General features: G+C 49.3%; 14 protein-coding genes. 6 read left to right on the top strand and 8 right to left on the bottom strand.

The window, feature by feature from the left end; translation table 11 throughout:
- Positions 1-309 precede the first annotated feature (309 nt).
- Positions 310-882 carry a hypothetical protein gene (locus ACOYIE_RS04885; RefSeq protein WP_433411027.1) on the bottom strand — a complete coding sequence of 191 codons (573 nt, stop codon included), beginning with the start codon at positions 880-882 and terminating at the stop codon, positions 310-312.
- 601 nt (positions 883-1483) lie between these two features.
- Here ACOYIE_RS04885 and ACOYIE_RS04880 point away from each other — a divergent pair.
- From ACOYIE_RS04880 to ACOYIE_RS04870, 3 genes are all read left to right on the top strand, one after another.
- A complete protein-coding gene (locus tag ACOYIE_RS04880; protein ID WP_433411026.1) occupies positions 1484-2377 on the top strand; it encodes a cation transporter in 894 nt (297 codons plus the stop codon).
- A gap of 197 nt (positions 2378-2574) precedes the next feature.
- Positions 2575-3654 carry a sensor histidine kinase gene (locus tag ACOYIE_RS04875; protein ID WP_433411025.1) on the top strand — a complete coding sequence of 360 codons (1080 nt, stop codon included), beginning with the start codon at positions 2575-2577 and terminating at the stop codon, positions 3652-3654.
- Positions 3651-4358, top strand: a complete 708-nt coding sequence (locus ACOYIE_RS04870) for a response regulator (protein WP_433411024.1) — start codon at positions 3651-3653, stop codon at positions 4356-4358. The genes ACOYIE_RS04875 and ACOYIE_RS04870 overlap by 4 nt, the downstream gene beginning before the upstream one ends.
- 39 nt (positions 4359-4397) lie before the next feature.
- Here ACOYIE_RS04870 and ACOYIE_RS04865 read toward each other — a convergent pair whose 3' ends face one another.
- Positions 4398-5477: an FkbM family methyltransferase gene (locus tag ACOYIE_RS04865; RefSeq protein ID WP_433411023.1), complete on the bottom strand. Its 1080-nt coding sequence runs from the start codon at positions 5475-5477 to the stop codon at positions 4398-4400.
- 155 nt (positions 5478-5632) lie between these two features.
- Between ACOYIE_RS04865 and ACOYIE_RS04860 the strand changes: the two genes are divergently transcribed.
- Both ACOYIE_RS04860 and ACOYIE_RS04855 read left to right on the top strand, forming a co-directional pair.
- Positions 5633-6058, top strand: a complete 426-nt coding sequence (locus tag ACOYIE_RS04860; protein WP_433411022.1) for a hypothetical protein — start codon at positions 5633-5635, stop codon at positions 6056-6058.
- Positions 6059-6922 carry a DUF6734 family protein gene (locus tag ACOYIE_RS04855; RefSeq protein WP_433411021.1) on the top strand — a complete coding sequence of 288 codons (864 nt, stop codon included), beginning with the start codon at positions 6059-6061 and terminating at the stop codon, positions 6920-6922.
- 21 nt (positions 6923-6943) lie between these two features.
- On the opposite strand, the gene ACOYIE_RS04850 is transcribed toward ACOYIE_RS04855, so the two are convergent.
- The 5 genes from ACOYIE_RS04850 to ACOYIE_RS04830 all read right to left on the bottom strand — a co-directional run bounded on the left by ACOYIE_RS04850 (position 6944) and on the right by ACOYIE_RS04830 (position 10882).
- A complete protein-coding gene (locus ACOYIE_RS04850; protein ID WP_433411020.1) occupies positions 6944-7183 on the bottom strand; it encodes a YlmC/YmxH family sporulation protein in 240 nt (79 codons plus the stop codon).
- Between the two features lie 4 nt (positions 7184-7187).
- Positions 7188-8048, bottom strand: a complete 861-nt coding sequence (locus ACOYIE_RS04845; RefSeq protein ID WP_433411019.1) for a polysaccharide deacetylase family protein — start codon at positions 8046-8048, stop codon at positions 7188-7190.
- A gap of 61 nt (positions 8049-8109) precedes the next feature.
- Positions 8110-9543, bottom strand: a complete 1434-nt coding sequence (locus tag ACOYIE_RS04840; RefSeq protein ID WP_433411018.1) for a 4Fe-4S dicluster domain-containing protein — start codon at positions 9541-9543, stop codon at positions 8110-8112.
- Between the two features lie 55 nt (positions 9544-9598).
- Entirely contained in the window at positions 9599-10156 is a 558-nt protein-coding gene (locus ACOYIE_RS04835; protein WP_433411017.1) for a FumA C-terminus/TtdB family hydratase beta subunit, read from the bottom strand.
- A gap of 3 nt (positions 10157-10159) precedes the next feature.
- Complete coding sequence (locus tag ACOYIE_RS04830; protein WP_433411016.1) at positions 10160-10882, bottom strand: hypothetical protein; 723 nt, start codon at positions 10880-10882, stop codon at positions 10160-10162.
- Positions 10883-11326: 444 nt separating this feature from the next.
- On the opposite strand from ACOYIE_RS04830, the gene ilvA reads away from it, so the two are divergent.
- The gene (ilvA, locus tag ACOYIE_RS04825) at positions 11327-12538 is read left to right on the top strand and encodes a threonine ammonia-lyase (RefSeq protein WP_433411015.1); all 1212 of its coding nucleotides are present in this window, start codon (positions 11327-11329) and stop codon (positions 12536-12538) included.
- A 523-nt stretch (positions 12539-13061) separates the two neighbouring features.
- Here ilvA and ACOYIE_RS04820 read toward each other — a convergent pair.
- Positions 13062-13292, bottom strand: a 231-nt coding sequence (locus ACOYIE_RS04820; RefSeq protein ID WP_433411014.1) for a hypothetical protein, incomplete at its 5' end; no start/stop codon positions are given.

The following is a 13292-nucleotide window of genomic DNA, read 5'->3' as shown; positions in this document are numbered from 1 at the left end:
CCGTCCGGAATCGCGCGCGGTGCGGTCCCCGAGCAAATATGCCGCAGCGCCGTGCGCCGCCTCATGCACCGAAAGGCACAGAACTACCGCAGGCAGCGACAAAGCAAGCGTAATTATCGCCTGCCGCAAATCTCCTCTGCGCAAGGCATTAAAAAGCAAATATATTTCCTCCCAACTAACCTTGTATGATAGGGATTATACCATATATAAATGGAATTGTCACCTTTTTCTTGTTTTTCACGCCTTTATGCAGCAAAAGGCCGCAGAGTACCCTCTGCGGCCTTTTATTTTGGATTGCTGATTGAAAAATTATGCTACACAGCCTGCGGCGCCCTCTTCCAGCAGTTCCATCGCCGCTGCTGCATTGCTGATGCCATAGAGCGCCAGGCCTTCCGCCTGGCCCTTCTTATCGTTGTCTACCATGTTGATCCGGGGATGGCAGGCCAGCCAGCGCATCTGCTTGCGCGTCTTGCCCAGCATGCAGCTGCCGATAACGATGCAGTCCTGGTCGGCAGCATCATGGATTACGTCAATCGCATCAATATCCTTCAGTTCCATCGAATGACGCTCATTTTCATTCATCTCAACAATAACGCGCTGGTCAGTGATGTAATACTTCTGCTTGCAGATTTTGGACTTCTGCATCAGCGGCGAGCACAGCAGCGCAATACCGGCGATAACCATTGCGCCAACAAACCCTTTGCTCCAGTTATCATTTGAAGAGGTATATGCCAGCAGGATACCGCTGATGATGACAATCGTCAACAGCCATGTGCGAAGGATTCCGCCCTTGCTCGCATTTTCCATCAGCGGGAACGCTTCAGGCTTACCCTGCCAACGTACCTTTTCGCCCTCACGCAAATACTCTTTCAGTTCTTTCATCAGAAACACTCCCTTTTCATTCTTACAGATCTCTTTCTGTTGTTTATATTATACAGCATGTTTCCGTTTAACCGCTGCTAAGGTCCGCAAACAAAATGTTAATTCTCCGTCAAGCCACGATGTTTTACTGTTTAGATTTTATAAATCTCTTAGCGTTTTTTAACACTGTCCCCTTTTTTCACAATTTTCAGTGAAATTCAATATCAGAAAAATCAAAACATTTTATATCTAATTCATTTGATTCTAATCAAATTATTCATATTTTAAAAACTTACTGCCTTTTTCTGCATTTATTGGAACAGATTCGTTTTAGAGGCTGTCCATATAAAATCGTGTTGTAAATAAATTCAACTTTTCTATAAAACGGTCTGTTTATAGAAAAACCGACAATACCCTTCTTCATTTATTTCTATCCCTTTTAATGTATAATTATTCTTAAAATTCAAATTATGCCGCCGAAAACATATCCAAAGAGCGCCCCCTGACCTGTACAATTTTCATCTTCTCTGGTATAATGACCATTATCTCCGCCAAACAAAATCGTTATTTCTCCTGCGCATAACCGCATCATCCTAACTCATCAAAAAAATCTTCCGAAGAGGTGCAAAATGATAACCGAAAAAAAGAAAAACAAATTCTGTTGATGTCCTTTTTCTCAGGACTTGTCTTTGCTATCGCAGAATTTATCTTTGCCATATACAGTCACTCTCAGTCGGCTTTGACCGATGCCGTGTACGATGCATCTGAACTTGTATTCATCGCCCTGCTTCTGTTTTTGACCCCTCTGTTCCATAAACCTGTATCGGAAAAACACCCCTACGGCTATTTTCAGATTGAATCTATATTTGTCATCATTAAAGGCGTTATGATGTTGTCCGTTACGCTTGGCGTGTCGGCTGAAGTGTTGGACTCTGCTTTATCAGGCGGCAATCCGATCAACAACGCCCAGGTTGCCATATTTCAATGCGGTCTTGGTGCAGCCAGTATCGTTATTTTTCTGCTGATGAAACACCTGAACCGTAATCTTTCCTCTCCAACGATAACCGCAGAACTGTTGGGCTGGAAACTGGATATTCTTTACAGTTTAGGAATGGCCTTGGCCTTTTTTATATCCTTGTATCTGGAAAACACCCCGTTGGGCTTTATTACGCCATATTTCGATCAAATCGTAGCCGTCTTTGTGATGGTCTTTATGTTGCCAGAAAGTATTCAGGTGTTATGGGGCGCGGTAAAAGATATCTTTCTCTTTTCACCAAACCAGACCTTTATGGAAGAAATCAAAACAATTTGTCTTCCAATTCTTGCGCAATACCATTTCTCTCCTGTATTTTTCGATATTACCAAAACAGGACGGCACTTATGGGTGGCGGTATATTTTCAAATTCAGACAAGCAGCCTGGAAGTGCAGGCATTATCCGATGCACTACAGGCTGTAAATGAAAAAATACAGGAAAAATTCCAGGAATGTACTTGTGAGTTAATTTTAGTACCCTGAATCGGTCCGGAAACACCTTTTATCTTTTCACCCGGAGCCGCACGCGGCAATGCAGCGTTATGGGCTTTCGCCTGATACCGCCATATTTTTACACTTCCTAAACTTTAGCAGACTTTTAACGTGTTTTCTGCTATACTATATGGTTGAAGATATATGCTATGCATCAACCATATTATTTGTTAAAGGAGACTGCTGCCTTGCAAAATAAAAAAACCGCTGAACGTTTCTTTCCTTTTTCGCTCCGTGATTTGCTGGTCTCTGCCGGAATATTTGCCTGTGCCGTGGAATTATGTACCTTGCTGCGCATGGCCAATACGGTAGACGGGTTTGCTTTTCCCATTTTTGTTCTTGCTGTTCTGCTGATTTCTCGCCTGACAACCGGATATCTGTTCGGCATTTTGGCTTCTCTTTTCAGCGTTATCAGCATCAATTTTATTTTTACATATCCATACTGGGCATTTAACTTTACAATTACAGGCTATCCGCTTACCTTTTTAACGATGTTCGGTGTCTCGCTGGTCACCTGTGCCATGACCACCCGAATCAAACAGCAGGACCGTCTCCGCGCCGAGGCGGAAAAAGAGAAGATTCGTGCCAACTTGCTGCGCTCTGTCTCGCACGACATCCGCACGCCGCTTACCTCCATCGTCGGCGCCACATCAGCCGTATTGGAAACCCCTGATCTGTCTGTCGAACAGCAGCGGGAGCTGATTATGGATGTACGCGATGAAGCGCAATGGCTGATTCGTATTGTAGAAAATTTACTTTCTATCACTCGCATCGGCAATGCACAGGCACAAATCATCAAGCAGCCTGAGGCTGTTGAGGAAATTTTGGGCGAAACCGTGCAGAAATTCCGCAAACGTTTTCCCACAATTTCAATCAAAGTTGCCATGCCGGACGACCTTTTGCTGGTGCCGATGGACGCGATCTTAATCGAGCAGGTACTGTCCAATCTGCTTGAAAATGCCGTAATACACGGCAAAACCACTTCAGCCATCATTTTGAATGTACATAAAGATGGCGAATACGCCACTTTCTCTGTACAGGATAACGGCTGCGGCATCCCGACGACAGAATTTTCCCGTCTGTTTGACGGCACACTGAAGCGAAACGAAACCGCATCGGGAGACGGTAAACGAAACATGGGCCTCGGCCTTTCGGTCTGCATGGCGATTGTCCGTGCGCACGGCGGCACAATGTCTGCAAAGAATCTGGATACAGGAGCCGAATTTACTTTCCGTCTGCCCCTTACAGAGGAGGATGAGCATTCATGACAATTCGCGAAAAAATATTAATTGTTGAAGATGAGAAAAGCATTTCTCATTTCATTTCCACGATCTTAAATTCCAATGGATATGAAACAATCCAGGCCCGTTCGGGTGCAGAAGCGCTCTCCATGATTACCTCTCATTGCCCTGATCTGGTCATTCTTGACCTCGGTCTGCCGGATATGGATGGCCTGGATGTTCTAAGTGCCCTTCGTTCCTGGTCCAGTTTGCCTGTAGTGGTGGTTTCCGCCCGTTCGCATGAGCATGATAAAGTGGGCGCTCTGGATCTTGGAGCAGATGATTATCTGACCAAGCCGTTTGGTACCGCCGAATTATTGGCGCGTGTACGCACTGCCATTCGGCACACGCGGACCACTTCCGAAAACAGTGAGATTGCGCAGCGTGGTACTTACACCGTCGGCGAACTGACAATTGATTACAACAAGCATCAGGTGCTGAAAAATGGTACCAATGTCAAGCTGACCCTCAGCGAATTTCGTATTGTGGCTTTGCTTGGCAAGTATGCCGGAAAAGTGTTGACCTATGACTTCATCATCAAAGAGCTTTGGGGGCCGCGCGCCGGCGGCGATAATCAGATACTCCGCGTTAATATGGCCAATATCCGCCGCAAGATTGAGGATAATCCAGCAGAACCCCAGTATCTTTTTACTGAGGTCGGCGTAGGCTATCGTCTTGCAGAAGGCGAATGAATCACAAAAGAGCTTTGCCTGCCGGCAAAGCTCTTTTTTCTATATTGCATACAAATTGGTGTCCCATGCAGGTACATATGGATGGTGACGCAGATAAATCCTGTAATCCGATTGAAGCGAATGCACCAAAAGAGGCAGCGCAAAAAAATCTTCGCTCCGGTGGTATGCAGCAATATTCAGTTTTGGGTGAAAACGACGGATTGTGTTCGCCGCCCCTTGCAGCGCTTCACGCTCTGCCCCTTCTACATCCATTTTTAACATCGTGCACGGCGCCCCATGCAGCACGCTGTCCAGCGAACGCATTGGCACCATGATCCCACGTTCGGCTATCCGAGACTGCCGCCCTGCTTTTGCCGCAAAGCACTGCTCCGTATCGCAGTCCCATGCGCCCGCCTGTATCAGCCGCACCTCTCCGCTGAGCATTTCTTCTGCATATCGGGATAGCTTCCGAAAATTCCGCCTATCCGGTTCCAGCGCTGTCACAGAGGCAAACGCCTTCTCTGTATAGGACAGCAGTTCTCTGATCGTATCTCCATTATATGCGCCCAAATCCGCAAAATGTTCCTGCTGCGAGGGCCGCAGAACAGCATTGAAAATTTCATCTTTTGTCGTTTCGCTTTGCCGCAGATAGCAAAGCCGGCCAGACAGCTTGAACCGCACCGTATCCAAAAACACCCTGCGCGACTGTTCGTCTGCCAGCAGTGCGTAGGCACGCTTCATCTGCTCTGCATGCTGTCGAACAAACGCTTCGTCAAACAAATCTTCGCCGGCTACCGGCACATCCGGTGCTACCACATCAAATTTTGCATCCAGCGCATACATTCGTTCGAGCACATCTGGTCTTTGGCTGGCAAAGGAGATTACAATGACAATATCCTCACCGAATTTCTCCTGCACTTCACATAGCCGCTGCACTGGAAAACCGTGAAAACTGTGTCCCCGAACAAATTCATCGCTTGCAAAAACCGCTGATATTTTTATACCAAAGCGTTCAAACTGCGTCAAAATTTTGTCCGCGCCATCTCCCATACCATATAAAACAATCGGGCGGCGCTCCTCAGCCAAACGCTGCCACACGGAAGACTCCAATTGGGCAAAATCCATCGTGTCTGCCTCCATTTTCCATTTTGCTTTTTATTATATCCTTCCCTGCACGCCGTGTAAAGCCCAAAGGCAGCAGAAAAAGTTTTGCAGTAAATAGAAATTCTCATTGCGGTTTACCGCGGGGTACAGTATAATTTAAACAGAAAACGCAAAAGGAGGACGCAATAATTATGATGTCCCGTCCCAATGGTATTTTAGCGATGAATCCAGAAAAATACCGTGAAATAGATGGCGTTGTATTTGATTTGGAAAGCTATGCCCGTCATTGCCAGCCCATGGAAAAAACGCAGCCGTCCGCCGGTCCTGCCGCTGTTTTTACCGCAGATCCCACACATGCCGGTTGGTATGAAGATCCCTCGGAACAGCACCTGCCTGTGCCAGTCATGGCGGGCGCTTTGCCTCCTGCTGAAGGCATGGAGCAGAATATCCAGCACGGTTTCCGCACTGTTTTTTTACCCGCTGGCTCCGGCTCCGGTTCGTATACTGCTTCTTATACCACTTCTTACCATACTTCGTTTTATTCGTCAGGCTCCGGTTCCTACGCATTTGGTTCCTGTCTCTGTCTTGCCGGTGGTTACGGATTGGAGTTGATCTAAATGTCCCTCTCTGCTTTCCATATCAACTGGACGAAGCCTTTTACCGTGCGCCACCCCGGCGCCGCATATGCTGTTGAGCCATTTGAGCTTCTGACCACTGCGCTGTCTGCCCTGTATTGGCGAAAAAACAACGGCTCTATCCGCATGATCTGTGACTCCACGGCCAAACGGTATTACGATACCCTTGGTCTTTCTTTTTTGTGGGACGACGGTGTCTATCCGCTTTTGGATTCCATCCCTGCCGATATCAACCCCATTGCCTTTTGGGCGGCGGGAAAACTCTACGCCTTAGCCGCTATGCCTTCTCCCTGCGTGATGATTGACACCGATTTTATCGTTTGGAAACCGATTGCTCCTCTGCTAAAGGAGCTTTCGCTGGCCGCCATTCATCGCGAAGATATTATGCCTGATATTTATCCCGGCCCCGAAGCCTTTCGTCAGGCTCACGGATTTGATCTTGCTGCACTGGATTGGACCGTGCGCCCTTTCAATACAGCGCTCGCATATTTTGCAGATGACGATTTCCGCATGTTCTACACGGATACCGCCATTCGTTTTATGCGTTCCGCACCTGATGCTGACGATGTATTGACCTATATGGTTTTCGCGGAGCAGCGTCTGCTTGCCATGTGTGCCGCCCGCAGAAATATACCTGCCGCCGCATTATCTGACCTCCCCGCTTTGTTTGACGGTGCGCAGCAAGGGTATTTTACGCACATTTGGGGTTTCAAGCAGCAAATGCGGGATAGCAATGTGCTTTATCACGATTTCTGCTCCCGCTGCGCCGCCCGTTTGATGCGGGATTTTCCGCAGGAGGCGGAACATCTTGCCGGCGTCTCCCCGCTTTCCCAGTATTTTTCCTGATCCTTCTGCATCTCTGCCATGCTATTTTTTGAACCGCACCAGAATATAGTCTTCTCCAAGTGTTTCGATACAGTTCCATGGAATGACACAGTCCTCGCGTGAAAACATGCTCAGCAGGCCGCCCTGCCCCGGAACCACAATTGCAGTAATCTGTCCGCACACCGGATCAAACACCAGATCGCTCACTTCGCCCATGCGGGCGCCGCCGCACAAATTAATAACTTCCCGGCAGTGCAGTTCGGAAAATCGCATTGCATCCATCCTCTCACTCTCCCAGCGCGCGTCCAAGATAGTTTTCTGTGCTTTCGCCGGCTGCACGATTGAACCGCCCCATCTGATACAGGCAATCCGGCTGCCGGGTCACTGTGTTAACCCGCTCCTCGCATCCCAGGGTGCATAAAAACCCCATTTCCTTTAAAACGCGCTCGCTCTCTGCCGAACAGGCGCCAAACGGATAGGTATAACACTGCGGTATGGGCAGTCCCGCTTCTGCAAGAAGCTGCTGTGTTTGATCGGTATCTTCGCGCAGCAGGCTTTCGTAACGTTTTTCATCTTCTCCGCGCATGCGCAGGCAGCCGCGCCGTTCGCCGTATTCATGCAGGCTCCAGGAGTGATTCTGCACTTCAAACACGTCGCACATCGTATGCAGGTGCTCCAGCGTTACATGCGACCAATAGGCATTCTCTTCCCCGTTTTCAGTAAACAGGGCGGTCTGGCTGCCGATAATTGACACTACCGCCCGCATGCCGCGCTCCCGCAGCAGCGGATAGGCATAAACATAATTGTTGAAATATCCGTCATCAAATGTCAGCATCACAGGTTTTTCGGGCAGCGGTTTTCCATCGTTTACATATGCCAGCAAATCGCTGACCGTTACGGTTTCATATCCGCGTTTTTGCAGCGCATCCAGGTCTGCGGCCAGTACGGCAGGCGAAACCACATATTTTCCCTGCCGCGCAGTATCCTTCAGAATGCTGTGATACATCAGAATGGGCAGGCGGACCCCGTCCGAATCTTCACCAAATACGGTTTGCGCTTCATTTATTCGCAGCAGGCTGATGGCGCAGCACAATACCAGTACCGTACAGACGGCCTGCATCGCCGTATGCCGGAAACCCAATCTCAAAAAAATCCCTCCCCGGACAGCTTCTAAGCACATCGTATGTCCGGAGAGGGATTTTTATGTTTTATACTTTTACCTGATACTTATCTATCGCAGTTTTAATTTCCTTGTTTTCAGCATTTTTGCCGTACTGGTCTACCTTCACTCTGCTCTTCGCTTCATGCGTCAGGCTACATGCGCCGCCCACACAGCCGCCAACGCAGGCCATGCCTTCGATAAAGTTCTTATCCAGCTTGCCTACCTTTGCACGCAGCAGAGCTGTCTTGCATTCCTCAATACCGCTGCACACCTCAGCCTTCACTGCAAAATCCAGGCCTTTTTCCTTAACCGCCTCCAGTACGGCTTCGGTCAAGCCGCCCGACCGGCCAAAAATGCGGCCCCACGGAGAAGCATCGACCAACGTAGTTTCATCCAGCGAGGGCATATCAATCTCTCGCGCGTCAATCATCGCCTGCAGCTCTTCAAAAGTAAGTACGCAGTCAATCCACAAATCAACCGTCGGCTTTTGCTGTTCCGCCTTTTTGGCGGTGCAGGGCCCAATAAAAATGGTCTTGACCGGCATCTCTGCGTTGATTTTAACATACCTGCCAATCTCCGCCATAGGAGACAGGTTATGCGAGATATGTTCTTCCAGTTCAGGCATCTGCTTCTGAATATACGATACAAACGCCGGGCAGCAGGAAGAAGTCAGGAATCCCTTCTCTACCAGTTCCTCGCATTCCTTATCCGCTACCATATCAGCGCCCATCGCCGCCTCAACCACATAGTCAAAACCAAGGTTGCGGATGGCTGTAATCACCTGGCCCAGACTGCAATCGTCAAACTGGCTGGCCAGAGCGGGGGCAACAATTGCAACCGTGCGATAGTTTTCTCCGCCGCGGGAATTTTTGATCATGTTGATTGCATCAACCATAAACGACTTATCCATCACTGCGCCGAACGGGCAGGCGGACACGCACGCGCCGCAGGCGATGCACTTGTCAATATTAATTTCCGCCTTTTTCTCCTCATTCATCGCGATCGCGCCAACCTTGCACGAGCGCTCGCACGGACGGACATGCTCGGTAATCGCACCGTAGGGGCATACCTTGGCGCAGCGTCCGCATTCAATGCAGAGTTCATGGTCAATTACAACCTTGCCGTTTTTGGTCTTGCTGATTGCATCCTTAGGGCAATTCTTAATGCAGCGCTGCGAAATACAGCCGCGGCAAGATTCGCTGACCTGATACCGCTCCACAGGGCATTCATCACATGCAATCGGAATGACTTCGATCACGTTCGGATTGCGGCGGTCTCCGCCCATTGCCAGACGAATGCGCTCCTGCGCAATCGCACGCTCTTTATAAATGCAGCAGCGCAGCTTAGCCTTGGGGCCTGGAGAGATAATTTTGGGAATTTCATAATAGCTCTCCATCAAATTGCCTTCATAAGCGCGTGCAGCCACTTCTTTCAGTACGCGGTATTTCAGCAGTTGTACATTGGTTTCAAAGTTGCGCATAACTTGTTTTCCTCCCTATACCGACCTCCCCTTTGGGCCGATATTCCTTTCCTTTTTAAATTTCTCTTTTATACTTTGCTTTGCCTTCGGTATACAGATTACCGCCGACGCAATCCTGCGACACAATTGCACTGAACCCTTCTACCGTCAGCCGTTTGACGGACTCGCAGCCCAGCTCATCATAGGCAATAACCTCCAGTTTTTTGATGGATGCCGCTTTCACCGCGCCAGCGCCGCCAATAGCGACCATATATACGCCGCCGTTTCGCGCCATTGCATCCTGCACTTCCTGTGAACGAACCCCCTTGCCAATCATGCAGCTCAATCCCGCGTCCAGCAATTTAGGTGCAAAGGGGTCCATACGTCCCGAAGTCGTCGGTCCTACAGAGCCAATCACCTGGCCGGGCTTAGCCGGCGTGGGGCCTGCATAATAGATAGCCGCGCCATCCAGATCAAACGGCAGCGGCTCGCCTGCGTCCATCGCCGCAACGATCCGTTTATGCGCTGCGTCCCGCGCGGTATAAATCGTACCAGTAAGCGAAACAGTATCCCCTGCGCGCAGCTTAGGAGCCATCTGCTTAAGTTCGGCCGTGTTCAAATCATAATGCGCCATTTATCATTCCCCCGTTTTAGGCCGCAAACCATTCAGCATATCACGCAGACCGTTTTTCGGCGCATCTTCCTTGCTGCCCAGCGCAGATGAAATGCGATCAATTTCGCCCAAAACCTCGTTTGCTTTGCGCGCCATTTCTGCCGATTCCTGTTGACTGCGCGTCAGTACCGTCCGATAATTTTCTTTTGCCGTATCCAGCTGACGCTTTACCTCGTTAATCATTTCCATCGATTGCCGCCGAAGCTTTTGCAGTTCCGCCTTGGCGTCTTCTTCAATTTGCTTGGCGCGGCGGTAAGCGGAAAGCTCCATCTCCGCAATTTTTTCTCTGGATGCGTCATATTCGCCGCACTTGGCAGAAAGCTTGGCATTTTCAGCTGTCAGCCGGTCGTTTTCAGTCGCTAACGCCTCTGCCCGCTGATTTTGCGCTTCAATCTCCCCCGCCTGCAGGGTAAACCCTTTTTCAATCTCATCCAGCTGGGCACGAACCTTATCCGCATCCAGCGTCATCTCGCCCAGCCGTTCCAGCAGTTCGGCATTTTTCTCTGTCTGCGTCTCATGCTGTTCCCGCAGTTCGGAAAGAGCGGCCTGCGCTTCCGCAAGCTGGCGGCGTAGTTCTTCCGTCTCTGTATAATATTTCTTATCCGTCTCTTCTATGTATTTCAACACGTCTTCCCGATGAAACCCACCGAAAACCGCGCTGCGAAACCCCTTGTTCTTTTCGTCCATAACAGTTCCTCCACTGCAATGTTCATTGTTAATAGTATAACAAAGTATGATGCCGCACGCAACAAAAAAGATGCCTGAATTTTTGTGCTGCAATTCTTTGCTTATGGGAATAATGCTGTAATCTGTATAAGATACCGTAATTTTCTCCGCGCGGTTCTTCAGCAGCATACACCCTTCGTCTATCATAGCGATATTCGATTGTTTTTTCAACCCTAACCGCCAAATTTGGTTCATTTTTCCTCTGTTCAAATGCGATCTTCCGCATTTCTCTTCATCTTCCTTTACAGCATCCCGCCCGTCATGTATTTTTCACGTTTGCTGTAACCGCATTCCATATACCAAGGCAGTGCAATAAATCTTGAAAAGCTGCCTTTTGCCCGCTTGCAATCGCTCCCTTATGGTGATATGATAAGAATTACAATCTTAATTTGGAGAAATAAAGTTATGCTCGAACTGAAAGACTTTGAGGCCGCCTCCGATCGTCTCAAAAATGTAATCCATAATATTCCGCTGTCTACCTCCTGCACGTTTTCGTCTATGACTGGCGCAGAGGTATATCTGAAATATGAAAATCAGCAGAAAACCGGCTCCTTCAAGGTGCGCGGCGCATATAACAAAATCATGAAGCGCTACGCAGAAGGCAATCTGCATGCCGTGGTTGCATCCTCCGCCGGCAATCATGCACAGGGCGTGGCCTTTGCCGCTGCTTCTGTCGGCGTGAAATCCACCATCGTTATGCCACGCTCCACCCCGATTGCCAAAGTTTCTGCCACACAGGGGTATGGCGCTGAAGTTGTGCTCGCCGGCACTATCTATGATGAAGCCTATGCCAAAGCATGCGAAATCTGCGAACAGACAGGCGCAGAATTCATCCATCCGTTCGATGATGAAGATGTTATGGCCGGCCAGGGCACCATTGCGCTTGAAATTTTGCGGGACCTTCCCTTTGTGGATATGATTTTTGTGCCTGCCGGCGGCGGCGGTCTGATTTCCGGTATTGCCGCCTGCGCCAAGCAAATCAATCCGCGCATCCAAATCATCGGTGTGCAGGCAGAAGGCGCACCTGCAATTGCCAATTCTTTCCGTGCAGGCGCACTTCAGCCGTCCGAAACAGTGCGCACCATTGCGGACGGCATTGCGGTGAAAACACCTGGCGAAAAAACGTTCTCTTATATTCAGAAATACGTTGACCGCGTCGTAACGGTTTCGGATGATGATATTGCTTCGGCCATTCTGCTGCTGCTTGAGCGTACCAAGCAGGTGGTTGAGCCGGCAGGCGCATCCTCGCTTGCCGCGGTGCTCAATAACAAGGTGGATATTAAGGGCAAAAAAGTCGTTTGTGTTTTATCCGGCGGCAATATTGACGTGTCCTTCATTCATAAAATTGTGGAAAAGGGACTTGTTACCCGCTGCCGTCATCTTAAGTTTTCCACGATCATGCCGGATGCGCCGGGCGCACTCGAGCATTTCGCACACCTTGTCGCCGAACAAAACGCGAATATCATCCGTTTCCAGCACGACCGTGTGCAGGCTGATTTGGAAATCGGTGAAGCCATTATTCAGGTTGTATGCGAAGTGGGCGGCGTTGAGCATGCCAAGCGTCTGCTCGAGCAGTTGACTGCAAGCGGCTACCACATTTTTACCAGTCAGCTTTAAGCCAAATCTGTCAGATATATGCGTTCAAAAATCCCCCGCCCTTTCTGGCGGGGGATTTTTATCGTTCTGATGATTCTGTTTCTCTTTTGAACATCGCTTTATACTTTTTTCACATAGTATGGAGAAAACGCATGCGGGTATCCCTAACAATACAACCAATTGCACAATACATCGTTTGGAATCGTCAGTTGCAAGCAGACCGCCGCTCTGTCCAGTGCAAGCCACGGCAGACCGAGCATGATCCACCCAATGCCGCTTCTGCGCATGTACGTCTTCGTCCAGCAGTATCCCCAATATTTGCGCGGAATCACTTGATGGCCAAAGATAACGAATACACCATAGAGTATTACGAGCAGGCTTGCCAGCAGGAGTATATCCACGGTGTTCACCACCCTTTGCGGAGTACTGATTCAATTGTACCGCAAGCCGAAATCGAAAACAAGGGCCAAATCAATTGATCTGGCCCTTGTTTTCGTGTTTCTGTGAACAGCGCACCAACACTGCATTCTTCCTATCGCAAGCATTACGGATTGGGAGAAAGTGCTCCGCCCGATCCAGCCGTATCCGCAGCATTCGCAGATTTTTTGCCTGTCACCGCGTCTCCGACAGCGTCCGCGCCCTCACGCACCGCGTCCCCCATATCGTCCACGCCTTTACGCACATCGTCCTCAATGGTACCGTCGCTTTTGTCCGTCGTACCGCCATTTTCCGAATCATGTGGTTCAGCTGTGATGCCCTCCTGGGTTTCATTCTC

Origin of the sequence: Agathobaculum sp. (genome assembly GCF_050946325.1) — a bacterium.
GTDB lineage: Bacteria > Bacillota > Clostridia > Oscillospirales > Butyricicoccaceae > Agathobaculum.
The sequence above is the reverse complement of the archived record's forward strand: the minus strand, read 5'-3'. Positions and strand labels throughout refer to the sequence as shown.